This window comes from Methyloprofundus sedimenti, assembly GCF_002072955.1.
Classification (GTDB): domain Bacteria; phylum Pseudomonadota; class Gammaproteobacteria; order Methylococcales; family Methylomonadaceae; genus Methyloprofundus; species Methyloprofundus sedimenti.
The window spans coordinates 321,341-343,971 of the sequence record NZ_LPUF01000003.1 but is presented as its reverse complement, the minus strand read 5'-3'; the positions used below and the strand labels follow the sequence as shown (position 1 = coordinate 343,971).

At 39.6% G+C, this 22,631-nt stretch carries 26 protein-coding genes and 1 pseudogene; 7 read left to right on the top strand and 20 right to left on the bottom strand.

Annotated features, from left to right (window positions below; translation table 11 throughout):
• Positions 1–411: 411 nt before the first annotated feature.
• The 4 genes from AU255_RS16460 to AU255_RS16450 all read right to left on the bottom strand — a co-directional run bounded on the left by AU255_RS16460 (position 412) and on the right by AU255_RS16450 (position 3,823).
• A complete protein-coding gene (locus AU255_RS16460) occupies positions 412–1,545 on the bottom strand; it encodes a fatty acid desaturase family protein (RefSeq protein ID WP_080523992.1) in 1,134 nt (377 codons plus the stop codon).
• Between the two features lie 5 nt (positions 1,546–1,550).
• Positions 1,551–1,832, bottom strand: a complete 282-nt coding sequence (locus tag AU255_RS21240) for a 2-hydroxyacid dehydrogenase (protein ID WP_332889071.1) — start codon at positions 1,830–1,832, stop codon at positions 1,551–1,553.
• Between the two features lie 4 nt (positions 1,833–1,836).
• Entirely contained in the window at positions 1,837–2,523 is a 687-nt protein-coding gene (locus tag AU255_RS16455) for an NAD(P)-dependent oxidoreductase (protein ID WP_332889070.1), read from the bottom strand.
• Between the two features lie 130 nt (positions 2,524–2,653).
• On the bottom strand, positions 2,654–3,823 hold the full coding sequence (locus tag AU255_RS16450) for an aminotransferase class V-fold PLP-dependent enzyme (protein ID WP_080523991.1): 1,170 nt from the start codon (positions 3,821–3,823) through the stop codon (positions 2,654–2,656).
• A 364-nt stretch (positions 3,824–4,187) separates the two neighbouring features.
• Here AU255_RS16450 and AU255_RS16445 point away from each other — a divergent pair, with 364 nt between their 5' ends.
• The gene (locus tag AU255_RS16445; protein WP_080523990.1) at positions 4,188–4,526 is read left to right on the top strand and encodes a hypothetical protein; all 339 of its coding nucleotides are present in this window, start codon (positions 4,188–4,190) and stop codon (positions 4,524–4,526) included.
• A 73-nt stretch (positions 4,527–4,599) separates the two neighbouring features.
• On the opposite strand, the gene nirJ is transcribed toward AU255_RS16445, so the two are convergent.
• From nirJ to AU255_RS16395, 11 genes are all read right to left on the bottom strand, one after another.
• Entirely contained in the window at positions 4,600–5,733 is a 1,134-nt protein-coding gene (nirJ, locus tag AU255_RS16440; protein WP_080523989.1) for a heme d1 biosynthesis radical SAM protein NirJ, read from the bottom strand.
• Entirely contained in the window at positions 5,720–6,205 is a 486-nt protein-coding gene (gene ahbB / locus AU255_RS16435; RefSeq protein WP_080523988.1) for a siroheme decarboxylase subunit beta, read from the bottom strand. Before ahbB (AU255_RS16435) ends, nirJ begins: the two co-directional genes overlap by 14 nt.
• Positions 6,205–6,648: an Lrp/AsnC family transcriptional regulator gene (locus AU255_RS16430; protein WP_080523987.1), complete on the bottom strand. Its 444-nt coding sequence runs from the start codon at positions 6,646–6,648 to the stop codon at positions 6,205–6,207. The genes ahbB (AU255_RS16435) and AU255_RS16430 overlap by 1 nt, the downstream gene beginning before the upstream one ends.
• Positions 6,649–6,650: 2 nt before the next feature.
• Entirely contained in the window at positions 6,651–7,148 is a 498-nt protein-coding gene (ahbB, locus tag AU255_RS16425) for a siroheme decarboxylase subunit beta (protein WP_080523986.1), read from the bottom strand.
• Positions 7,145–7,639: an Lrp/AsnC family transcriptional regulator gene (locus tag AU255_RS16420; protein ID WP_080523985.1), complete on the bottom strand. Its 495-nt coding sequence runs from the start codon at positions 7,637–7,639 to the stop codon at positions 7,145–7,147. Before AU255_RS16420 ends, ahbB (AU255_RS16425) begins: the two co-directional genes overlap by 4 nt.
• 46 nt (positions 7,640–7,685) lie before the next feature.
• The gene (locus tag AU255_RS21145; RefSeq protein WP_269844820.1) at positions 7,686–7,811 is read right to left on the bottom strand and encodes a hypothetical protein; all 126 of its coding nucleotides are present in this window, start codon (positions 7,809–7,811) and stop codon (positions 7,686–7,688) included.
• 68 nt (positions 7,812–7,879) lie between these two features.
• A complete protein-coding gene (locus tag AU255_RS16415; protein ID WP_332889069.1) occupies positions 7,880–9,097 on the bottom strand; it encodes a cytochrome D1 domain-containing protein in 1,218 nt (405 codons plus the stop codon).
• An 87-nt stretch (positions 9,098–9,184) separates the two neighbouring features.
• Entirely contained in the window at positions 9,185–9,646 is a 462-nt protein-coding gene (locus AU255_RS16410) for a CreA family protein (RefSeq protein WP_080523984.1), read from the bottom strand.
• A 34-nt stretch (positions 9,647–9,680) separates the two neighbouring features.
• A complete protein-coding gene (locus AU255_RS16405; protein WP_080523983.1) occupies positions 9,681–10,013 on the bottom strand; it encodes a c-type cytochrome in 333 nt (110 codons plus the stop codon).
• A gap of 56 nt (positions 10,014–10,069) precedes the next feature.
• A complete protein-coding gene (locus AU255_RS16400) occupies positions 10,070–10,381 on the bottom strand; it encodes a c-type cytochrome (RefSeq protein WP_080523982.1) in 312 nt (103 codons plus the stop codon).
• A gap of 5 nt (positions 10,382–10,386) precedes the next feature.
• The gene (locus AU255_RS16395) at positions 10,387–11,961 is read right to left on the bottom strand and encodes a nitrite reductase (protein WP_080523981.1); all 1,575 of its coding nucleotides are present in this window, start codon (positions 11,959–11,961) and stop codon (positions 10,387–10,389) included.
• A 261-nt stretch (positions 11,962–12,222) separates the two neighbouring features.
• On the opposite strand from AU255_RS16395, the gene AU255_RS16390 reads away from it, so the two are divergent.
• The 6 genes and pseudogenes from AU255_RS16390 to AU255_RS16370 all read left to right on the top strand — a co-directional run bounded on the left by AU255_RS16390 (position 12,223) and on the right by AU255_RS16370 (position 17,555).
• Entirely contained in the window at positions 12,223–12,459 is a 237-nt protein-coding gene (locus tag AU255_RS16390; RefSeq protein ID WP_198942671.1) for a thioredoxin family protein, read from the top strand.
• 12 nt (positions 12,460–12,471) lie between these two features.
• On the top strand, positions 12,472–12,645 hold the full coding sequence (locus AU255_RS20490) for a hypothetical protein (RefSeq protein WP_198942670.1): 174 nt from the start codon (positions 12,472–12,474) through the stop codon (positions 12,643–12,645).
• A 39-nt stretch (positions 12,646–12,684) separates the two neighbouring features.
• Positions 12,685–13,044: a hypothetical protein gene (locus AU255_RS16385; RefSeq protein WP_080523980.1), complete on the top strand. Its 360-nt coding sequence runs from the start codon at positions 12,685–12,687 to the stop codon at positions 13,042–13,044.
• Between the two features lie 683 nt (positions 13,045–13,727).
• Entirely contained in the window at positions 13,728–14,783 is a 1,056-nt protein-coding gene (locus AU255_RS21235; protein WP_332889068.1) for a MarR family winged helix-turn-helix transcriptional regulator, read from the top strand.
• A gap of 128 nt (positions 14,784–14,911) precedes the next feature.
• Positions 14,912–15,248, top strand: a pseudogene (locus tag AU255_RS21565) (P-II family nitrogen regulator).
• Positions 15,249–15,341: 93 nt separating this feature from the next.
• Positions 15,342–17,555 (top strand): bifunctional SulP family inorganic anion transporter/carbonic anhydrase, encoded by a 2,214-nt coding sequence (locus AU255_RS16370; protein ID WP_080523979.1) that lies wholly within the window; start codon positions 15,342–15,344, stop codon positions 17,553–17,555.
• Between the two features lie 124 nt (positions 17,556–17,679).
• Here the strand turns inward: AU255_RS16370 and AU255_RS16365 are convergent, their stop codons facing one another.
• From AU255_RS16365 to AU255_RS16345, 5 genes are all read right to left on the bottom strand, one after another.
• Positions 17,680–18,528: a DNA ligase gene (locus AU255_RS16365; protein ID WP_269844819.1), complete on the bottom strand. Its 849-nt coding sequence runs from the start codon at positions 18,526–18,528 to the stop codon at positions 17,680–17,682.
• 283 nt (positions 18,529–18,811) lie between these two features.
• The gene (zapD, locus tag AU255_RS16360) at positions 18,812–19,585 is read right to left on the bottom strand and encodes a cell division protein ZapD (protein ID WP_233144712.1); all 774 of its coding nucleotides are present in this window, start codon (positions 19,583–19,585) and stop codon (positions 18,812–18,814) included.
• A complete protein-coding gene (coaE, locus tag AU255_RS16355; RefSeq protein WP_080523977.1) occupies positions 19,582–20,175 on the bottom strand; it encodes a dephospho-CoA kinase in 594 nt (197 codons plus the stop codon). The genes zapD and coaE overlap by 4 nt, the downstream gene beginning before the upstream one ends.
• Positions 20,176–20,183: 8 nt before the next feature.
• On the bottom strand, positions 20,184–21,059 hold the full coding sequence (locus AU255_RS16350; RefSeq protein ID WP_080523976.1) for a prepilin peptidase: 876 nt from the start codon (positions 21,057–21,059) through the stop codon (positions 20,184–20,186).
• A gap of 350 nt (positions 21,060–21,409) precedes the next feature.
• On the bottom strand, positions 21,410–22,630 hold the full coding sequence (locus tag AU255_RS16345) for a type II secretion system F family protein (protein ID WP_080523975.1): 1,221 nt from the start codon (positions 22,628–22,630) through the stop codon (positions 21,410–21,412).
• Position 22,631: the final 1 nt, after the last annotated feature.

The following is a 22,631-nucleotide window of genomic DNA, read 5'->3' as shown; positions in this document are numbered from 1 at the left end:
TCTGGTTATGAGATTATCGTTTTTCTGTGATATAGGGGATATATTCGATTCGTCACAGGCAGTCACATTGGACTCACTGCAATGCCCTGTATCCGCTAATATATTGTCTATTCTCCCTAAGCTCTGTCAGGGAGTTGACTGAATTTGTTTATGCCGGGAACTATTTCGTGTTTATCATTGGCGTGTTGTGCCACAGCATGCGCAAACAATTAAGTGTGTGTCAATATCTGTCTGGGCATTATAAGCTTGTTCAAAGCCCGTTTTTGTACATTGGACTAGGGATAAAAAACCAGCCGATATTTTTGCGTTAATCATGGGGTAGCATTATACCTGCATGGTAAGGGGGAATGCTTTCATAGTCTCTGAAACCATGCCCCTAACCAGGTTATATATTTTTAGTGAAGAAGTTTTTTATTCGGTTGCTTCTGTAACAGGCTTTAGCATGGAAGTGCGCCCCACCATAATATCAACAGCCTTTTTTAATCTTTTAAATACTGAGTCCTGGCGATAAGGTATACCGTATTTTTTACACACCTCGACAACTTTTGGTTGTACATATTGATATTGACTTAATGGTATATCAGGCCATAAATGATGTTCTATCTGGTAATTTAACCAGCCATAAAAAAAATCATTAAAGTCTGACCCCGTTGGGTAATTGACCGAGCCTAGAATCTGACGCAGAAAAAATTCCCCTCGACCCTTGCCTTTGTCCTCAAACATCATGACATCATCACCCGCATGATTAGGCACGATGACTAGAAATGAATGTATATTTGTAAATGCCTCTGCCAAAAGGGTGGTCAGAAAAACATTGATAACAGCAAAGGTACCCAGCGGTAAAAACAGCAGCGGTAACAAGATAAAACGAAAGCCAACATATGGCAGTATACTTTCGAACCATAATGCTCGCCCCTGTTTGGTAAACAGGCTCCAGGCACCTGATCGCGTCATTTCAGGTAAAACTTCTCTCTTTTGCCTGGTCTGACTTATACGTAACTCTTTGTGTGTTCTGGGGGTGTAATACAAAATTTTCCATGCAGCTGTAAACAGAGCGACGATAACATAACGTAAGCCCATTGGAATGCTGGATTGTCTTAGCCATTCCATATTATGCTGTAAATGGTCCGGGTCCAGTTTTTCGCCGAGATTATAATGATGTAATATATCGTGTTCCTGATGCCATCCTGCAGGTGTGATCCAGTCCGGCCAGTCCAAAAAGCGTCGCCATCCCTGAGCAAATTTTTGACTGGTATAGCTTTCTGGAATATTAGCTATTTTGTCATAGCCTTTATGCACGATGGGGTGAGTCATTTGAGTCCAGCGTGTGAAACTGCCCTGGCTGATTAGTAACGCTGAAATCGGGTTAGGAAAAATCCATGCTGTTGCATAACCCAATATTGAACACAACTGTCCCCAGCGCTCCATTTTTTTTAAATGTTGAAAATCCTGCTCGCCAACGCGAGCCAAAACTTCTTGATGAATTTCATTAAGATCTTTTGCCAGTGCTTCTCTATCTACGTTTTGGTAACTGTTTAAACTCATTTTCTTTAAATTATTTGGTCGGGTAAAGGCTGGCCTGAAAAATAGGCTTGCAGATTACTTAATACTTTTTCACCCATCGCTGTTCTAGTGGTAAGTGTGGCGCTGCCTAGATGAGGTAAAAGTGAGACATTATCCAGTGTTAATAATTCGCCCGGCACATTTGGCTCAGCTTCATAAACATCTAGTCCTGCTCCGGCAATATGCTTGCTTTTCAGTACGTCAATCAATGCCTGAGTATCAACAATATCTCCGCGAGCTGTATTTATAAGATGGGCTGTTGGTTTCATTAGCTTAAACCTGTCTGCATTTCATCAAATGTCGAGTTTCATATCCTCCAGGACAATGCAAAGAGACAAAATCAGACATTTGTAGTAATTCTTCTATAGTTTCGCAGCGTGTCGCATGTAAGTCATCGATAACATATTCATCTGCAGGGCTGGGTTTGAAATAAACAATATTCATATCAAAACCGTGATGAGCTTTTCTGGCCATCGCTTGAGCGATCCTGCCAAAGCCGATTAACCCCAGTGTCGCGCCGGTAACATTGCTGCTTAACATATGCGTCGGGCACCAGCCCTGCCATTGTTTACTGCGTACCAGTCTATCGCCTTCAACACCTCGCCGAGCGGACATCAGTAATAAGGTCATAGCAATGTCAGCAGTGCTATGGGTTAAAACTCCCGGTGTGTTAGTAATAATTAGGCCTTGTTGCCTGGCAGCCGTGACATCAATATGGTTATAACCGACACCGAAGTTAGCCAGAATTTTACAGCGTTTATTGGCAACATTTAAAACCTCAGCGGGAAACGAATCACATACAGTAGGGCAGACGGCATCATATTCTTGCAGGGCAGATTTAAACTCTTCTTGACTTAGAGGTCGGTCGTCTTTATTGAATGTAACCTGATAGCGAGCTTGTAATTTAGCCTCGACAGATTCAGGCCATTTTCGTGTAATAAAAACTTTGGGTTTATTCATAATGTAGAAGTGAACTTTCGTCCGGTGCAAGCTTGTCTAAAGACGTAATTGGTGATGCCTGCAATAAAAAAGGCACTACTGTTATGACTGTAATAACAGTAGTGCCTTGCATTATCGAGAAGGCATTAATTTATGCTGTTACAGTTGCACGATAATATTCAATCGCTGCTGCAACACCGCTACCAGGCACGATATCAATGCCGCAATCCAATAGTGCCATTTCTACGCCGGCGATTGCACCTAGCATAGACACGTCATTCATATCGCCAATATGACCGATACGGAATACTTTGCCCATCACTTCTGATAGGCCGCCGCCTAATGAAATATCATATTTATTAAAAGCCTTTGCAATCACATCGCGAGCATCTTTGTCTTCTGGTACGACAATGGCAGAAACTGTGTCTGACTCAAAGCCGGGTTGAGCGCAAAGTTTTAAACCCCAGGCAGTAACAGCTCTACGAGTACCTTCAGCTAAACGGTGGTGACGTGCGTATACATTTTCCATACCTTCTTCCAATAGGATATCTAATGATGCACGTAAGCCGTGTAGCATCGGAGTAGAAGGTGTGTAAGGCGTGTAGCCATCTTTATTGGAGTTCATTTGATCTTTTAGATCTAAGAAGCAACGAGGAAATTTTGCAGAGTCTAAACACGCTAATGCTTTTTGGCTGAAAGCCAGGATAGCTAATCCAGCGGGCAACATAAAACCTTTTTGTGAACCACTGATTGAAGCATCAATACCCCATTCATCCATGCGGTAATCAAGGCTGGCAATAGAACTTACGCCATCAACAAACAATAAAGCAGGGTGCTTTGCTGCATCCATGGCTTTACGTACGCCACTAATATCACTGGTTACGCCGGTTGCTGTTTCGTTGTGTGTGGCTAAAACGGCTTTAATTTCATGTGCAGTATCTTCTTTTAGGCGTGCTTCCATGTCATCTAAAGGAATACCTTTGCCCCATTGAACTTCGTGCATTTCTACATCTAAACCTAGACGTTGCGCCATGTTCATCCATAAATGGCTGAATTGACCAAAACGGTAGATAAGTACTTTATCGCCTGGGCTTAAAGTGTTTGTTAGAGCAATTTCCCAGCCCGCTGTTCCTGTAGCAGGGAAGACAAATGCCTGCCCGGTTTCTGTTCTAAATACTTTTTTTAGGTCTTCTAAAATAGGCTTAAGTAACAGTGGAAACGTTGGTGCGCGGTGATCTTCCATAGGAAGATGCATTGCACTTAATACTTCATGTGGAGAGTTAGTAGGGCCTGGGATATAAAGGTGGTTACGACCAGCCATTGAAATGCCTCATAAAAGATTAAAATTATAGGAAAATTTGTCAATCATGACATAGATAGTGATTGACATCAAGTTGTGAAAATACAAGCTTCTAAGAAGAATGTACAAGTATGAAAACTCTGCCCTGAGAAGTATATACACTGCAAATAAAATATTTTTCTGAATGCCTGCACAGTGCAGACAAGTTGTCCACGCTTCCAAACAAAGTTGCTCAAGTTATTTGCTGTATATTCCTTAAAAGCTTTACACAAGTAGGCACAGAGAACATTAAGTTACTTTTCTCTGTGAGCTTAGTGACAGGTACTTTCGTCTGCTAAGCTACCGTGTTATTATGAGTTTTTCTTAGAAAATAATGGTTAGCGCAATGAAAAAAATTATAACAGGCCTATTACCTGCTTTGTTGGCTTTAGCAGTATTTGATGTAAATGCAAGATATGTTCCTTATGAAGGCCAGGCACAAAAGAGTTCATCTAATGAGTATGACCAGAATAAGGATGGATATATTACTGCAGATGAAGTTGAAGTAGAACTGCGTGAAGATGCGATAGATATAGCGATTGAAATGCAGCAAAAAGGCAAGTCTCAAGAAGAAATTGATCAGGTGATTATGAATATGGAAGATAGTATTGAGCAAGATGCTGAAAAAATCATTGATAAAATGGACAAAGATGATGACGAGTTAGTTGAGCCTGAAGAGCAATAAATAATATTGCTCTAAATCTTAATGTAGCTTTATTTAATAAAGCTACATTAAGTCGAACACATCGAATCCCCTGTTAAATCTCAGTTTCACTCAAATAACATCCTGGATCTTCAGCCCAGGCATCATCGTATACCTGCTGTGCTCTAACTCTGGTATTGCCATTGCAAATATTTTGATAACTGCAAGTACCACAACGTCCTTTCAATGGACGCGGCGATTGTTTTAATCCAGCCATCAACGGGTCTGAGATATCTTGCCAGATTTCCGAAAAAGGGCGTTGCTGAACATTGCCTAAATCATAATGCCACCAGAAAGTATCTGGATGAACATTACCCAGGTTATCAATATTGGCCACATTAACCCCGGATGCATTACCGCCCCATTGTTCCAGTTTGGCTTGCAGGTGTGCCGCTTGTTGAGGGAAATTTTTATGGACCCAATGTAAAAAATATACTGCATCAGCATCATTGTTGCCGGTAACAATTTCTCTATGTATTCCTTGCTGTTCCCATTGCAGGCACTTTTCAAATAGCAAATCCATTGCTGTACGAGTCATGCTAAAAAAGGCATCGCTTTTACGGTTTTTATTACCCCGTCCTCCATAATTAAGATGTGATAAATAAAATTTATCAATATCTTTTTCGTCCATTAAAGCAAGCATGGCCGGGAAATCTAGCACATTATCCTGAGTAAGAGTAAAACGAATGCCGGCTTTAATACCTTGTTTACGGCAAAGTTCTATGCCGCGTACTGATGCATCAAACGAGCCCTGCTGTTGACGAAAATTATCATGGGTTGCCCCTATGCCGTCTAAACTAACGCCAACATATTGATAATTGATAGCGGCTATTTGCCGGATATTTTGTTCAGTAATCAGCGTGCCGTTACTGGACAGGGCGACATAAAATCCCATATCCCTGGCGCGTTTTGAAATACTAAAAATATCGGGGTGTAATAGAGGTTCTCCGCCAGACAGGATAAGTACAGGTACTTGAAATGCTTTCAAGTCGTCCATGACCTTATATATCGACTCGGTGCTTAGCTCACCTGGAAAATCAATATCCGCAGAGGTGGTATAGCAATGTTTGCAGGTAAGATTGCAACGCCTAATCAGGTTCCAAATGACTACTGGCGCGGCTGGTTTTCTAACGGCTTTGAGCGGTGTTGGATGCAATACTTCACGCATAAATTGGCTAAGACGGAACATTATTTTTAATCCTTAATCCGGTTTTTTTCAGAATACGGGTGCTGTATAGCACTTCATGCGCGCGACAGTGGTCGCCAAGTAAGTCCGCTATTTGCTGGATTTGTAATTCGGCAGCTGCTGCAGATTTGCCATGAACCATGGCAAATAAATTGTAGGGCCAGTCTGGTAAGTGACGTGGACGATGGTAACAATGACTAACAAAATCCAAAGCCCCGATTTTTTTTCCTAACTCATCAATATACGCATCCTCGATATCCCATACGGTCATGCCATTATGTTTATAGCCTAATTTATAATGATTAGGAATCGCACCAATACGGCGAATTATTCCTTGCTCTTGCATGTGTATTAAGCGCTGCATTAACTCATCGGTGCTAATGCCGATTTGTTCAGCAAGGCTTTGGTAAGGCTCGGGTGTTAGTGGCAATCCGGCTTGGCTGGCGCTGATAATTGCCCGGTCAATTTGATCCATCAGGCTTCCAGTTTTAAGCCGACAAAGTATTCTTGTATTTTTGGCATATTGTAGACAGTTAATTTGGTTTGGGTCTCAATTTGAGTAATTACTTGCTGAATTTGTACCGGCGTTTCGGTGGCGAGTACAAACCACATATTTAACAGGTGTTTACGAGCATAATTATGGGCAACTTCAGGAAATGCGTTAATAGTTTCAGCAATTGTATCGTAGTTATCTTCGGGCACTTTGAGTGCAGCCAAGGTCAGTGCGCCACCCATATGTTCAGCATGAAACATGGGGCCAAAGCGTGATAATATGCCACTATCTAGTAATATCTGTAAGCGCTCAAGCAATTCCTGTTCGCTAATGTTCAACGTCTCGGCGACTCGCTGATAAGGCGCAGGGCAGATAGGGAATCCTTCTTGTAATCTGTTGATAATCGTGCGGTCTATATCGTCCATTTTTACTTATTTGCTGTGACTGGGGTGGGAAAATAAACGGCCCCGCGTTGCTTAAAACAACGACGGCTAAATAAAATATCATGCGCATAATTTTCTAAAGCGCAGCTTTCAATTAAATAGCTTAGTTGTTGTTGTACTTTTTCGCGGGATTTGCCGTGGATCATGCAAAACAGGTTATACGGCCAATGTTCACCGTGGCGCGGGCGTTGATAGCATAAGTTAATAAACTGAAACTGGCTGACCTGCTGCCCCATTTGATTAACTAGCGCATCAGGGATATTGAATACCACCATGGCATTTGACTGATAACCTAAACGTCGGTGTTTAACAATCACACCGAGTCGTTTAATTAAGCCTTGTTGTTTGAGCTTAGCCAGGCGCGAGATGACTTCGGCTTCGTCTAAATTCAATTGTTCAGCAATTAGCGCATAAGGGCGCGAGGCAATCGGCAAACCCTCTTGCACAGCAGCAACTAATTGTAAGTCAATGGCTTCGATCATGCGCTAAAGAGAAGAGGAGTGGCTTGACTTTCTACTTGCGATTCTAAATCCAGTTGAAAGCCTAAGTTTATAAAATAATCTTCCAGCAATGGCAGTTGCATCGTTTTAAATTGAGTTTGCCTTTCGATTTGTTTAATAACAGCCGATAAATGTATTTGATCACTGGCGATTAGCACAAACCAAAGATTAAAATGGTGCTCGCGCTCATAATTGTGATTAACTTCGGGGAAGCCACTGATTATACCGGCTACTTTAGCCAGTTGTTGCTGTGGGATTGCCATGGCAACTAAGGTGCTGATACCGATATGATTAGGCTGGATAATAGGTCCAATACGACTAATGAAATCTTGCTCTGATAAAACAGAAAATGCGGTGAGAACTTCATCTTCGGTTACGCCTAAGGTATTCGCAATATCTAAGTAAGGCGTAGGCGATAGTGGGAAGTCCTGCTGATATTCATTGAGCAGTTGTTTGTGTAGTGGGCTGAGCATTGTAATTCAATGATGTATTATTGTTATATGGCGTTGTTATTGAATTTTAGATAATTTTTTTTCTGGTTGTGAGAATATCATCATGCCAATCGGCATATTTCAGTTCATATTCATTATCTACTAGTGAGTTCCATACTGCTTGCTTGGTTAGAATGCGTTTGGTATCACTCATTTTTGTAGCTCTACTGTATATATAAATAGCAAATAACTTTTTGCTGGTTTACTTATTAGGCATTGCATTTACAACCCCATCTTATGCGCCCGCGAACTAAAAAATATACCGCTAGGCTTATTAGCTGGTAAACGCGCAATTTCTTTAAAGCTGCTGGTGTCGTAAACAATGACTTGATTATCATCGCGCGCTGAAACCCAGACGTGTTCACCACGCGGGGTAAATTCCATATGTAATACCGCTTTTCCAGGTGTTAAAGACTGTATTATTTGTAAATTTTTAGTATCAATTATTTGCACCTGTGCATTGTCGGGGAACGCAAAATTTACCCAGATATGCCGACCATCAGGGCGCGCCATAACAAATACTGGCTGACCGATAACCGGGATACGTTTAATTAATTGCCAGGTGTTTTGATTAACCACTAAAACTTCATGTTGGCCGACAGCGGGAACGAACATTAAATTCCCTGCCATAGCCCATCCTTCAAGATGCGGCATTTTATATACCGGCATTTTTTCATCATTTTTACCATAATCGGGCAGGATGCGTTTTACACCTTGTTCTGGCGACCACAGATCTAATAAGGCTAAACCACGATCACCAAATAAACCGGCAATATAATAACGCCCATCAGGCGAGAGCAGGGCATCATAAGGTTGTTTACCAATATTTTTGAATTTTTGAATTTGAGGTCGGGCGGGTTCTTTGAGATCAGCTACCCAGATTTCACCGGCATCGAATAAGCTAAAAATAAATTTCTGATTTGGTGCATCGACTAAACCAACCACTTTTGATAACTGCTGGTCGCCATACAGCGCAGGAATATCTGCGATTAATTCCAATGTTTCTGTGGAAAAAACTTTTACACCACCAGGCGTGTAATTAGAAACGGCAATCAACCTGCCATCTTGGGAAATAGCGCCGCCGATGCTGTTGCCCGCCTGAATAATTCGCTTGGCTACTTTATTTTCTAATAAATCAATTTTAGTCAGGCCACCATCACGCCCAAAGATAAAAGCGTATCGGGCATCTCGGGAGAATACAACAGAAGCATGGGACAAGTCACCTAAGTCTGAAATTCTACTTAAGGCGTTTTTATAAGTGGTATTTACAATTTGTATCGCAGCTGGTTCTCTTTCAATAACGACACCCAAGTCACCTGTGCCAAGTAACTCAGCAAATATGCCTGGAGAAAATAGTAGTAAGCTGAGCAAAGGTATTAGATGCTTCATATAGTATTTAATAATGCGCTGTGTTAACGGGCTAATTTCTGACTCTTTCATTTGTTTTACCTTAAAGGGCATGAAGATATTGGTATTATTACGCGATTATCTTTATGAGCCTCAGGGCGATAAATACAGTTAAGCGGATTATTTTGACCACGGCATAATAGGGACAGTTGATATACTATTAGCGGGTGCTCCATCAATCAATTTCCGGCTGATAGCGAGGTAAATAAGGGTATTGCGCTTTTTATCAAATACCCGCATTACACGTGTTTCCTTAAAAAAAAGCGAAGTATCTTCACTGAAAGCGACTTCTTGCTCAGGTAGTTTGGAATCTATAATAATCTCACCTATCTGACGACAATCCAGCGAAAATTGGGCGGGATCTTCGGCTAAACCAAAAGTGCCTTTAAGCCCGCCTTTTTTAGCCTGGCTCATATAGCAACTAACGCCTTTAACTTTTGGATCATCATAAGCTTGTACACATACTTTATGATTTGAGCCAATTAGTTTCCAGGACGTAGTTACGCAGTCAACTTCTTCAGCGTGAATATTAACAGTCGTTAGACTAGATAGAAGTGCTAAAAATGTGGTAATTTTTTTCATAATTGTTCGCTGCTTATGTCAATAATTTTGAGAACTAGTGGACCAGAGTCCGTTCTACAGGTTTCTTTAGTAATTCTTGTACTAACCAGCGTGTTTCGTCTACTGAAATAAACGATTTCCACGGCGGCATTGCTGTTCCTTTGCGGCCATTTTGTATCGTTGCAATTAAATAATCATTAGTTTTGTTAACTAGCCTTGAGGCTAATAAAGGCGGTCCCAAACCGCCTTTTAATGTGAGTCCATGGCAAGAGCCGCAATCATGCTTAAGCATGTTGCGTAACTCTTTTTGCCTATCCTGAGGAGGATTAATCGAAAAAGCAGGGGCTGAGCAGAGTAAACTCAGGCATATAAATAGATAACGAATCATTGTTTAGCGTTGTCGGTCGGTTTAGTGATGTACCCGATTCTGTTATGCGCCAAAGGTTAAGGCTTCAAGCGACTATAATAAGAGGCAATATTATTAATATCCCGATCCGATAAAGACCCTGCGATATTATTCATAATATCAGACACGCGCGTTTTATCACGATACTGCTTTAAAGCGCTTTCCAGATAAGCTTCATCACGTCCAGCCAAGGGAGGAAAGGGTGCTTCGGCGCTGGTTTTGCGTATGCCGTGACATTGCGAACAAACCGCAGCCGCTTTAGATTCTCCGGCATAAATACTGGCCGCCTGACTTGTTGCATTAAAACTAAAAGCGAATAACGCAGCAAGGGAATAAGTAAATAGTTTCATTAGTTTTACTCCATTTCGTCAGGTGATAGTCCACGTGTCATATATTTCACTCGGCCGCGAGAAAAAATGCCTGCGGGGCTTTCCATTTGAATAGAACCGGTTTTTTTCATTGAAGTTGAATCGTATACTACAACTTCATCACCCGCATAACCGGCACTGACATATAAAGATTTACCATCAGCACTGTATTCAGGAAAATAAGCATGTCCCCCGACATCCAGGGTTTTTACTACTTCCAGCGATTTTTTGTCAATTAATTGAATGGTACGTGCGCGTCTATCTTTGGTAATAATATCCACCGCAACATAAGGTGCATTGGCATGGGCTGCTGGTGATTCAGTGCCGCCAGAAACAGGAACTTGTTTAACCAGTTCCATGGTATCTAAATCCCAAACACTGACCACGGTTTTATCACATGTACCGAAGTTAGTGCCAAACCCCAAGGTACGGCCATCAACCTTAACCGCTGCGCCACCGCCTACATGTGGTACACAGCCCGCCGGTAATTTTTTAATAATTTCGCGTTTTTCTAAATCAATAGCCGCCACGATGCTGTCGTCATAAGAGGCAATCATTAATTTTTTACCTTTATGGGTCAAGAAAGCATCATGTAAATGACGACCCACATTTTTGATTTTAGTGACCGGGAAATCATCTTTTAAATCTACTACCCAAACTTGACCGGCATTTTCTAAAGCGATGGCAAAAATATCAGCATAAGGGGTGCCAATGATCATACCTGAATCAGAGCTAACCATTTTACCGTCGGGATCGATACCTTCTAATTCAAATTGCTTTAAAGGCTCTAAGGTTTCCGCATCTAATATAACAGCATTATGCGGCACAAACGAACCGGCCATCAGGTACTTACCATCGCGCGAAATGCCTATGCCCGGGCCATTCCAGCCGGTTTTAATGCTGCGTACCGCTTGCATAGTATATAAATCAACTTTATAAATTTCCGCCGTATCGGTTTTTACATAAGCCCAGCGTTCATTTGCGGGGCTAAACTCGATTATATGCGCTGCGGTCACTGTGGGCACGACGCCGATTTGTTGGTGTGTTTTGCTATTGATAAATACTGCTTCAGAGCCATCCCCACGACCATACTTTCCACGCGCAGCAACACCGATAATATCGTCCATGCTGTCGATTTTAAAAGTGGGTTTATTAGGTAATTTTGATTCGTCTTTAACGTAGACTTTTAAAGATGCTTGCATATCTTTAATAGTGAAGGCCGGATTAGCTAATTTTGGTGTGCTTTGTAAATGTTTGACCATGTCGCGGATATCGTTATCGGATAAGCGACCGAAGAACGGAGGCATTAAAGTTTCAAAACTACCGGTCATAATTAAGGTACGTAAAGCCGTCGGACTACGACCTTTTAAAGTTTCGGAATTCAACGCCGGAGCTAAATAACCGCCATGATCTGAGCCATGACAACTGGCGCAGTTATCTTGATACAGCTGATGCATTTTATGACTGTCATCTGATGCCGCATATGCGTTAGCTGATGTGAAAAGTACGCTGATGCTAATGGCTAAAATGGATTTTTTAAGGGTTTTTATTTTTAGTTCCATGTGTATTCCTGTTGCCTGTAAAGATAATGTTGATTCGATATTTATTTTTCGTAATTAAACCATGGAAGTAGATTATACGCACCTTTTAATGTTAAATAAAATAACGCTTATCATGATAGTCCTTCCTGTTTTGTTATTTAACATACTCTGATTTTGCTACTAAATCAAGCCAACAAATATCGGATCGATATTTGTTTGACTTGATCGATTTGTTTGTTTATAGTATCGATTCAATATCAATAAAAAGAGGACTTGATAATTATGAGTACTGCAATTTTTTACCATGCGGGGTGTCCTGTATGTTTAGGTGCTGAACAAATGCTAGCGAATGCTATTGATAGCAAAAAATATACTATCGAAAATGTACACTTAGGTACGCATGCGAAGCGTATAAAAGAAGCAGAAGAAGCGGGTGTTAAATCTGTCCCCGCTCTTGTGCTAGACGGAGAGGTATTTCATATTAACTTTGGCGCAGCTATTGCTGACTTGAAAAATTAGAGGCTAACGAAAATGACTGAAGAAACACAAGAAAAAGATTATTCTGTTTATTACATTGCATTGGTCGCGATTATTGCTGTTAGTGTCCTGTTGACAGTAAAAAGTAGTGAATCAGATAAATTTGCCCCCATCAAAGATCAAATCAACGAAGAGCACCGTCTCATGAACATTCGTGTATTAAATTAATCTTTCACATAAAATGATAACAAGAGTGGAGAACAGCTTATGAAACTAAAACTTATCGGAACCCTACTTGCATTGACCTATTTTTCTAGTCCGGCCTTTGCAACTGAATATATTTATCGAGACTTAATGGGAAATACTTTACCTTCTGCAAAATGTGAGTCATTAGCGGATGCTAAAGCGAGCGCAGTAAAGCCTTACAAGTTCAAAAGTTATTCAAAAAAATTCTGTCAAACTCAAGGATATGGATGGCATGTTGATGAAATAAAAGATAATGGTGAGGTGGCATGTAATGAATGTTCAGATGAAAAAGGTCTGCAAAAATGCTATGTAAAAGATATTACTGTTACCTGCAAACGTATTAAGCCGGGGACAGTAGGAATGCTTCCAGGGAAAGGCTAAGTAATATGCATCAAACACTTAGGCAATTTATTTTATTGAAAGTGTGGACCGATGGCCCGTCCGCGTTTCGCAGAAAATCTGCAGGAAATCATAAGATAAATAGTGTTATGCATATTCCCAAGCTGTAGTTATGAAAAGAGGCCTTTAAGGCCTCTTGTCTTTATTAAGGGCATTGATATTTATAAAGCACTCCAAGTGAAATTTCTGGAAGCGGAACCTAAGCAAAGTGAATATTTTTAGTCTGTGATAGTGATAGAGCCAGATGTTATCTCGAAGCACTTTTTTTTGCGTAGAGAAAATACAAGGCTTTGCGATATCGCTTTAAGCCATTTGAGGCAACAAAATAAAAACCTATGCAGGGTTTTTATGAATGGACGCAGGGCAAATCATGGCAATGCATTTTATTAGTCACGTTAAGTTTTTGCTGCGTTGTGGGATAGGATAACCAAAATGAGTTTGCATAAACGTAGGGATTCCCCCCGCTTCGTTGTGAGTTAAGTATCGTTAATAGGTTTTATACAGACATTCTAAAGATTAGAATTCTGGAAGAGCATGGTATGATGAAAAAATAAACAAATTCATCATTAATCAAAAGCGTGAAGATATAAAAAAATTATTTTTAGTCTTTATCGACGTGATGACCACTTTCTTATTACATAGCCCAGGCGCATTGCTTTAAACATTTGCAAATCAACAAAAAAGTTATACAAAAAACAGAAATCTTCGAGTTTGTAAGGTGCATGTCTGCATTAATTCGCTCTGAGCAACGTAAAAAATGTACAGAACTTAGATTACAACTTGTGCATTTTGAAACATTAGATTATTTATCACATTCTAGCCAATATACTGATACGCCGGCTGCTACAGCCTCTTATTTTGGTATGACACGAGGAACCGTTTCTCAGTCCTTGATTGTTCTGGAAAAAAAGGGATATATAGAAAAAAATAAGGATGCAATAGATAAACGTATCATTCATGTGAATTTGCTTCCTGCAGGGCTGGTTATTTTAAAAAAGGCTCGTACAACTGAATTATTAACTAAAGCAACAGCTTTACTTAAACAAAATGGGGCTGCTCCAATCGATAATAACATTTTTGTATCTACACTCAATGCCTTAAAAAAAGCATCACGCTCTCAACCTTTCATAGTAGGTAATAACCATAAATTTAATACCATGAGAAAGCCGAATGTATTTGATTTGATTGAATGTATGGCTGCATTAATTCGTTCTGAGGAGCGTAAAAAATGTACTGAGATGAAGTTGCAGCTGGTGCATTTTCAGGTTTTGGAATATTTATCTTTTTGTAATAAATACAGTGATACTCCGGCTGCTATTGCAAATTATTTAGGGATGACCCGGGGAACGATTTCTCAGACGCTGATTATTCTTGAGAAAAGGGCATTTATTAAAAAAAATCAGGATATTTCAGATAAGCGGGTATTTCATGTTCAGTTACTGCCTAAAGGCTTAAATACCTTAAATAAAGCAAAACCAACAGAGTTATTTCAAAGAGCGGCGAAAATTCTACAAGAAAGTTCACCGGTAGAGGGAGGGGAAGAGATTTTTATTGAGGCTCTTACCGCATTGCAAAAAGCCAACGATTCAAACTCTTTTGGTGTCTGTAAAACATGTAAAAATTTTAGCAGAACACCAAAAGGCTTTTTCTGTGAATTAACACAGGAAAAATTAAGCAAAAAGGATAGTGAGAAGATTTGTCAGGAGCATGTACCTATTTAATAGGATGGATATAGCAATGCCTTTTGCTATTCTGAATTCATCTAACTAGTACAATTCATTTTTTTGCCTGGAACGTATAATATTTTATTTGAAATAGTTCAGTATATGATTTGAATTCAGGAAACATAATGAAACTCATTATCGCAATTATAAAACTTTTCAAAGTAAAGGATGTTCGTGAGCAGTTAAACCAAATAGGTGTCAAAAAAATGACAATTATTGATGTAAAAGGCTTTGGTTAACAAAAAGGGCATATTGAATGATATCGAGGTGCAGAATATAACATTGATTTTATTGCACAAATAAGATTAGAGGTGGTTGTGTCAGACGTTAGAGTTGATGCAACTATAGACGCTATCTTGCAAGAATCGAGAACTGAAAAAAATAGGCGATGGTAAGATTTTTGTTATTAATCAGGAATCAGTTATTCGTATAAGAACGGATGAAATGGGCGATGAAGCCTGATAATTTGCTGAGTTGTTTATAGTTAAAATAACAGCGTTTTATCTGATGGGTAATTTAAGTTACATGACTATTTAAAGAGAAAATATAATAATAATGATAATAAATAAATCTTCTTTAACAGATAATGACTTGCTGTTGAATTATAAAACAAGCCTGCGTTATGACTTACCCGCAAGTATTATTGTTTTTCTGGTAGCATTACCATTGTGTCTGGGTATTGCACTTGCCTCAGGGGCTCCTCTGTCTGCTGGTTTAATAGCTGGGGTAGTCGGGGGAATCATAGTGACTAGTTTTAGCGGCTCAGCATTGGGTATAACTGGTCCATCAGCGGGTTTGGCTGTGATAGTCTTTGCGGCTATTCAAGAATTAAGTTTTGATGCAGTACTGCTTGCCGTTGTTTTAGCAGGAATTATTCAGTTCATTTTAGGGAATTTAGGGGCGGGTATTATTGGTTATTATTTTCCTTCGGCTGTAATTAACGGCATGTTAGCAGGTATTGGTATTATTATTTTTCTGAAGCAAATTCCTCATGCAATGGGCTATGATAAGGATTATGAGGGGGATATCACGTTCTTTCAGATGGATGACTATACAACCTTGTCAGAATTGCAGCATATGTTTGATTTTATTGCTCCTGGAGCGGTTGTTATCAGTTTAATTTGCCTGGGGATTTTACTCTTATGGGAAACTGACTGGATTAAACAGTACCGTTTTAGACAATGGATACATGGTGCAGTATTAGTGGGCATCGCAGGTGTGTTATTAAATCAGCTGTTTATATCTGTTTACCCGGAATGGGCTTTGAGTGGCAATCACCTGGTCAGATTACCCGTTGCTGAATCGCTGAAAGATGTGTTTGGTTTATTTACACTGCCTGATTTTAGTCAAATCAATAATCCTGCAATTTATCCAGTTGCTATTACTATTGCTATTGTGGCAAGTCTGGAAACTTTATTGTGCGTTGAAGCGGTTGACAAACTTGACCCTTATAAGCGTGTAACCTCAAATAACCGAGAGCTTAGAGCGCAAGGTATCGGTAATATTTGTTCAGGTTTAATCGGTGGTTTACCAATGACTCAATTGATTGTGCGCAGTTCCACTAATATCCAATCGGGTGGGCGTACTAAAATGTCTGCTTTTCTTCATGGCATTTTCCTGTTGATAGTGGTGTTATTGATTCCTGATGCGGCTAATAAAATTCCCTTAGCTAGTTTAGCGGTTATTTTATTGATGGTAGGTTATAAATTAGCCAGGCCAGCGCTGTTTAAAAGCATGTACCAGGTTGGTTACTTTCACTTTATTCCGTTTATTGCAACTATTTTGGGGCTGATTTTTTCTGATATGTTGACAGGTATCAGCATAGGAATGATTTTTGCGCTGTCGTTTATTTTGCTAGAAAATTTGCAAGTCGGATTTTATTTGCATGAACAAAACAAGTTAAATAAAACCATTATTACGTTATCTGATAATGTCTCTTTTCTGAACAAGGCTAATATACTTCGGGTATTGAGTAATTTTCCGAACAAATCAGATGTTGTTATTGATGCCACTTATGCAAAATATATTGATTATGATGTTTATGAAGTAATTCAAAATTTTACAGTGGATGCTCGGCGCAAGGGAATTAAACTGGTAATACAAAACTTGCGCGGGTTTGGCTTTTTAAAACCTGTAGAACGTGCTTTACCGGTTACTAAAGAATCCCAGCAGGCATTACTACCGGCAGACGTACTGACTATACTGAAGGCTGGTAACAGTCGTTTTGTCAATAATCTTAAAAATAATCGTAATCTACTGGAGCAGGCTAATGAGAGTGTTGAAGGCCAGTTTCCTATTGCTATTATCTTAAGCTGCATCGATTCACGGACATCTGCTGAATTGATTTTTGATCAGGGATTGGGCGATGTCTTTAGTGTTAGAGTCGCCGGAAATGTAGTGAATGATGATATTCTGGGCAGTATGGAGTATGCCTGTAAAGTGTCTGGATCCAAGCTGGTTGTAGTTTTGGGACATACCCACTGCGGCGCTATTAGAGGTGCTTGTTCGGGAGCCGAACTAGGGCATTTGACTGGTCTGCTGGAAAAAATTCGGCCTGCAGTTGAATCAGTTAAAATAGGCAGGATTGCTAAAAATGGCACGCTAGATTGCTCCTTGGAAGAGAAAGTGGCTGAGCGCAATGTCGAAATAATGGTCGAGCAAATTAAACAGAGGAGCGAAGTATTGGCTGAAATGGCAGTAGCGGGTGAAATTGATATCGTTGGCGCAATTTATAATATAGAAACAGGAATAGTCGAGTTTTATCAGTAAATATACATGGTTTTGATACGGTGTAATTTGATAAGTGTATTAAGTAAAAGTATTGGCCTTAACGCGCCACTATTTTTCGCGAAAGCAGCAAAGCGACGGGGCCCGTCCGGTCTTCGCCCTGGGCTTAGGGTTCATTACGTACCCTGATAAAAACCGCAAATCTTGGGATCCCGCTATCTGTGAACCCCTGATAACGAAAACTAATAGTACTGCCTATGGCTGGAGGCCTTTCTCTGTCTTTGTGGCTAAAGCCACTGCCGATAAAAAATATTTTACCCGTACTGGATCTAACTTTAATGGCTCCCATTTTACCTGCAAATTGCCCTTTTCCAGCACGATAACCAATAACGCTGGCTTCTGCATCAGTAAATAGCTTTAGCTTCAGTAAGTCATTACTCCTGCCACTACGATAAATCCCTGTTTTATGATGAAGCATGATTCCCTCGCCACCCTTGTTTGTAATGATTTTAAGGTGATGCATAAGTTCTTCATTAGTAGATAACTGATATTGAGGAATAATGCTAAGGTAGGGCGTCTGGATTTGCTCATCAATATTTCGCATAACAGCAAGCCTATTTGAAAAAGATCCTTGATGATCTGGCAGATCAAATATCATAAACTTGATTTTCTTCCAGCCTGAGTGTGGCTTTTGTTTTTTGATAATCGACACTGTTTGCTGGTATTCTCCTCTCGCCATCCATAATTCCCCGTCTAAAGGCATGTCAGGAAATCCATCTATAAACCAATTTGGAGCAGCAAGTGCTATACCTCCGCGGGAAATTAGCTGATGTCCATTCCAGCGGGCACGAACTCCATCAAGTTTTTCGCTCACCCAGTAATCCGTTATAACAACAGATGGCTGAAAAGTTCTAGCCAGCATAAGCTTGGGTTTTTCAATTGCCAGTGCTGGTGATGAAGCTAATAGGATACTTACAAAAAATGCACTATAAGGATAAATTAATTGAATAATCAAACTTCTAAAAAAATTGATATATCACCGTAAAGTGCAGGATTTAATGCAGAAAAAAGTACATATAAGCTAATTTAGCGTATTCAATACAGGAGATAGACACGAAAGCCATCGAGTTTTTAGAATTCATCAACTTGACGACCATTAGTTATAGTGAACCCCGTGAAATTATAATGACATGGGCTGCTTCCGTTTTATCGTTGTCCTGTAATGCTCTGAATTAAGTAAGCAGAAAAGTGGAATCTAAGATGGATAACAGATTACAACCTTAATTGGATAAGTTGAGTTAAAAAATACAGTAGCTGAGCAGGAAGTTAACATCTTTATCTGCTTGTTTAGGTCTGACATTACCAGAAGATGAGCTCATAAAGCGTGTTGTGAAGCGATGTTTTCCACCACTAATTTCAACAAAATAAGGAGTGTTTCTTAAGACTTTGATGATAACTATCTGGTAGGGTTGAGTCTGGTCCAGAGTTGCCTGATAAAAACCCTGGTGTGCAATTTCATTCGTTGTGTCGCTACTTAATCTAATGAAATTAAGGATTAAATCGACTGCTGTCCGAATGGGAGAAAATATGCTTATCCACATATTTAAATCTTTATTTTGTAATTCTTTTTCTTGTTCTAGCCAATAGTGATAAGACGGCAGGTCGAATGAACAAGTTCCACCAGGAATGTTACTGCGTTGGCAAATAGTTTGAAACAAGTCACTTTTCATGCTGGAGATATCAATTTTTCCATTGGTTGCATAGAGGATTTTACTGGTTGAGTCTAGGTCATCCAGTATTTTACGTAACATTTTGGTATCTACGCCTTCGTGGTTTGAAAGTTGGTTTAGTCTATTTGAATGGCGTTCCAATTCTTTAAGCGTTTCGGCTTTTAAATCATGGCGACTAAGAACTTGTAAAATTTCAACTAGCGTATTGATTGTTGCCTTTTTATCCCATATGCCAGAGCCTGCAATAAAATGGTCTAGTTGTAAAAAAAGTTGTTCCAGACGAATGAACACACGCATGCGTTCATTAAAAGGAAATTCGTAGCTGATATATTCAGTAGTCACTGTGCTTGTTTAAGGAATTGGTTATGTAAGGTTTTAACTTGTTGGCTTAGGTAGCTTAAATCTTGAGTATTATAAATAATACTGTCTGCATGTGCTAAGCGCTCTGTTCTACTCACTTGACTGTTTATAATAGAGGTAATTAGCGAGTCACTGAGTTTATCGCGTAATTTTACTCTATTAACCTGCATTTCCATAGGGCAGTCAATGACTAAAATATGATCAACTAGAGATTGCATTCCAGTCTCTATTAACAGAGGGACAGAAATAATGACATAAGGGGTAGTCAGTTTACTTACTTGCTGGTCGATTTCTGCATAAACCAAAGGATGTATAATATTTTCTAGTAGGCGTTTTTTTTTCGCGTCCTGGAAAATACAATCACGCAGTTTACTTCTATTCATGCTGCCATCAGGGTTGATACAGTGAGTTCCAAAATCAGTTTTAATTTGCTCTAATGCTTTTTGACCAGGAGTAACAAGCTCATGAGCGATTTTATCAGCATCAATCACAGGAATGGCATGTTGCTTAAATAAATCAGAGACGGTTGATTTGCCACAGCCAATACCCCCGGTAAGACCTACTTTATACATAGGTATACTTACATTAAGCCGGTGCTTGATAAATACAGCTTATTTATTTGTTCACCCCATAATAAGGCGATCCAGCCCGCAATCGCGAGATAAGGTCCAAAAGGTATAGGGATGTTTTTATCACGTTGTACGAAAATAATCATTGAAGTGCCGATAATGGCACCGACTAAAGATGATAACAGGGTAATTAATGGCAGATATTGCCAGCCTAGCCAGGCGCCAAATAATGCGAGTAATTTGAAATCACCATAACCCATGCCTTCTTTACCGGTGAGTAGTTTAAATAACTGATAAATAGTCCACAAGAATAAGTATCCAGCTATCGCTCCAATAATACTGGAAACTGGATCGGTGAAAATATTAAACAGGCTTAAAAATAAGCCTAGCCATAATACTGGTAATGTAATGTTGTCAGGTAATAATTGATGATCAAAATCAATACCGCTCAGTGCGATTAAGGTCCAGGTGAGAATGAGAGCAAACAAGGTTTCTATTTGACCTCCTAGCTTGTAGGCAACAACGACAGATAAAACGCCAGTCAGTGCTTCAATGATGGGATAACGTATCGAAATGCTTGTTTGACAATTAGCGCATTTACCTTTTAACAATAGATAACTCAGTACAGGAATATTTTGCCACGCTTGTATTTTTGCATTACATGCAGGGCATTGGGAGCCAGGCAGGGCAAGATTAAAAGTTCCCTTAACTGTTTCGGAAACCGGAAGATCTAGAAATTCCTGACATTCCTGTTTCCAGCCACGCTGCATCATGATAGGGAGACGGTAAATAACAACATTAAGAAAACTACCCACCATTAATCCTATGATGCCAATCATCGGACAAAGTAAAGCAGGTGAATTTAAAATAATAGAATATGACGACATATAGTTTTATAAAATAAGAAGTACTTTACAGGGTGATCGTTAGTTGGTGAAATCAATGTTGTTTGCATGTCAGCTAGGGCACAATTTCTGCTCCACGCTCAACAATATAAACGTGCATAAACAATGAAACTGAGCCTTGTCGAATATTAAGATAAGAAATCAATTAATTAAAAAAGCCACAAAGTTCAAGTCAATATGTATCATGTTTCAGTGAGTTCAGTGCTGAAAAAATATATCAATAGATTCTCAAATATTAAATTTCCATTCTAAATCTTTGCAGTCCTTATGAATCTGGAATTCTTGTTTGGGTATGTGGAAGTTATTTATCTGAAAAAGTCTATATGCTGTTTTTAACCTACAGCAGCTCCAAGTTTGAAGATCGGTAAATACATCGCGACAAGTAATCCGCCGACTAAAATACCTAGAATAACCATGATAAAAGGTTCCATTAAACTGCTCAGGTTATCGACCAGATTGTCAACTTCTTCTTCATAAAAATCAGCGACTTTATTTAGCATTTTATCGATAGAACCTGACTCTTCGCCAATCGCAAGCATTTGTACCACCATATGAGGAAATAAATTTGTCTGAGTCATTGAATATTGTAAACTCTGTCCAGTAGTAACATTTTCTCGCATTTGCATAACAGCGTTATAGTAAATAATATTACCCGTTGCACCGGCAACAGATTCTAAAGCTTCTACTAAGGGAACCCCTGCAGCTGACATGGTCGCTAAGGTTCTTGCAAAACGAGCAATGGCAGATTTATGCAGAATCATCCCTATAATGGGCAGTTTTAATAGCGCGCGATCAAGAAAATAATTGAATTTTTTGGAGCGTTTTTTGAAATACATAAAGATGTATACCGTCGCAACGATGCTGCCGACGACATAATAATAATTGGCAACCATCCACTCAGAAAGGCCCATCACCCATAATGTAAAGCCAGGTAAATCAGCACCAAAACTGTCAAATAGATCTTTAAAAACGGGGACAACAAAAATCAACATGATAGCGGTTACGATAAAAGCAACGACAACGACCGCAATCGGGTAAGTTAAGGCTTTTTTAATTTTTGCCTTGATAGTTTCAGTTTTTTCTTTATAAGTCGCAATTTTATCCAGAAGGCCTTCTAGAATCCCTGCATGTTCACCTGCTTCGACTAAGTTACAGTATAAGTCATCAAAATAGACAGGTCGTTTTCTAAGTGCCTGGGCTAACGTGTCTCCTTCTTCAATATCTTCTTTAATTGTCTGTAACATTTCTGTCATTGCTGGATTTTCATGGCCTTTAGCAATAATATCAAGAGATTGTACCATCGGGATGCCAGACTCCAGCATAGTCGCAAGCTGCCTGGAAAAAACGGCAATATCTTTTGCACCTATTGACCTTTTGGCTTTAGCAAAAAGATCCTTTGGTTTTTTCTTTATAGCAATTACACGGATGCCTTGGCGGCGTAATTCTGCACGTGCAACTGCTTCACTAACGGCGACTTGTTCACCTTTAATGACTTTGCCACTTTTATCTTTGCCTTTCCAGCTAAAATCTATTTGGGCTATGTATTGTGCCATA

Bases quoted from the DNA above. Each gene is read 5' to 3' on its own strand.
- AU255_RS16460 (WP_080523992.1), bottom strand. From the start codon at position 1,545: ATGAGTTTAAACAGTTACCAAAACGTAGATAGAGAAGCACTGGCAAAA.
- AU255_RS21240 (WP_332889071.1), bottom strand. From the start codon at position 1,832: ATGAAACCAACAGCCCATCTTATAAATACAGCTCGCGGAGATATTGTT.
- AU255_RS16455 (WP_332889070.1), bottom strand. From the start codon at position 2,523: ATGAATAAACCCAAAGTTTTTATTACACGAAAATGGCCTGAATCTGTC.
- AU255_RS16450 (WP_080523991.1), bottom strand. From the start codon at position 3,823: ATGGCTGGTCGTAACCACCTTTATATCCCAGGCCCTACTAACTCTCCA.
- AU255_RS16445 (WP_080523990.1), top strand. From the start codon at position 4,188: ATGAAAAAAATTATAACAGGCCTATTACCTGCTTTGTTGGCTTTAGCA.
- nirJ (WP_080523989.1), bottom strand. From the start codon at position 5,733: ATGTTCCGTCTTAGCCAATTTATGCGTGAAGTATTGCATCCAACACCG.
- ahbB (WP_080523988.1), bottom strand. From the start codon at position 6,205: ATGGATCAAATTGACCGGGCAATTATCAGCGCCAGCCAAGCCGGATTG.
- AU255_RS16430 (WP_080523987.1), bottom strand. From the start codon at position 6,648: ATGGACGATATAGACCGCACGATTATCAACAGATTACAAGAAGGATTC.
- ahbB (WP_080523986.1), bottom strand. From the start codon at position 7,148: ATGATCGAAGCCATTGACTTACAATTAGTTGCTGCTGTGCAAGAGGGT.
- AU255_RS16420 (WP_080523985.1), bottom strand. From the start codon at position 7,639: ATGCTCAGCCCACTACACAAACAACTGCTCAATGAATATCAGCAGGAC.
- AU255_RS21145 (WP_269844820.1), bottom strand. From the start codon at position 7,811: ATGAGTGATACCAAACGCATTCTAACCAAGCAAGCAGTATGGAACTCA.
- AU255_RS16415 (WP_332889069.1), bottom strand. From the start codon at position 9,097: ATGAAAGAGTCAGAAATTAGCCCGTTAACACAGCGCATTATTAAATAC.
- AU255_RS16410 (WP_080523984.1), bottom strand. From the start codon at position 9,646: ATGAAAAAAATTACCACATTTTTAGCACTTCTATCTAGTCTAACGACT.
- AU255_RS16405 (WP_080523983.1), bottom strand. From the start codon at position 10,013: ATGATTCGTTATCTATTTATATGCCTGAGTTTACTCTGCTCAGCCCCT.
- AU255_RS16400 (WP_080523982.1), bottom strand. From the start codon at position 10,381: ATGAAACTATTTACTTATTCCCTTGCTGCGTTATTCGCTTTTAGTTTT.
- AU255_RS16395 (WP_080523981.1), bottom strand. From the start codon at position 11,961: ATGGAACTAAAAATAAAAACCCTTAAAAAATCCATTTTAGCCATTAGC.
- AU255_RS16390 (WP_198942671.1), top strand. From the start codon at position 12,223: ATGAGTACTGCAATTTTTTACCATGCGGGGTGTCCTGTATGTTTAGGT.
- AU255_RS20490 (WP_198942670.1), top strand. From the start codon at position 12,472: ATGACTGAAGAAACACAAGAAAAAGATTATTCTGTTTATTACATTGCA.
- AU255_RS16385 (WP_080523980.1), top strand. From the start codon at position 12,685: ATGAAACTAAAACTTATCGGAACCCTACTTGCATTGACCTATTTTTCT.
- AU255_RS16370 (WP_080523979.1), top strand. From the start codon at position 15,342: ATGATAATAAATAAATCTTCTTTAACAGATAATGACTTGCTGTTGAAT.
- coaE (WP_080523977.1), bottom strand. From the start codon at position 20,175: ATGTATAAAGTAGGTCTTACCGGGGGTATTGGCTGTGGCAAATCAACC.
- AU255_RS16350 (WP_080523976.1), bottom strand. From the start codon at position 21,059: ATGTCGTCATATTCTATTATTTTAAATTCACCTGCTTTACTTTGTCCG.
- AU255_RS16345 (WP_080523975.1), bottom strand. From the start codon at position 22,630: ATGGCACAATACATAGCCCAAATAGATTTTAGCTGGAAAGGCAAAGAT.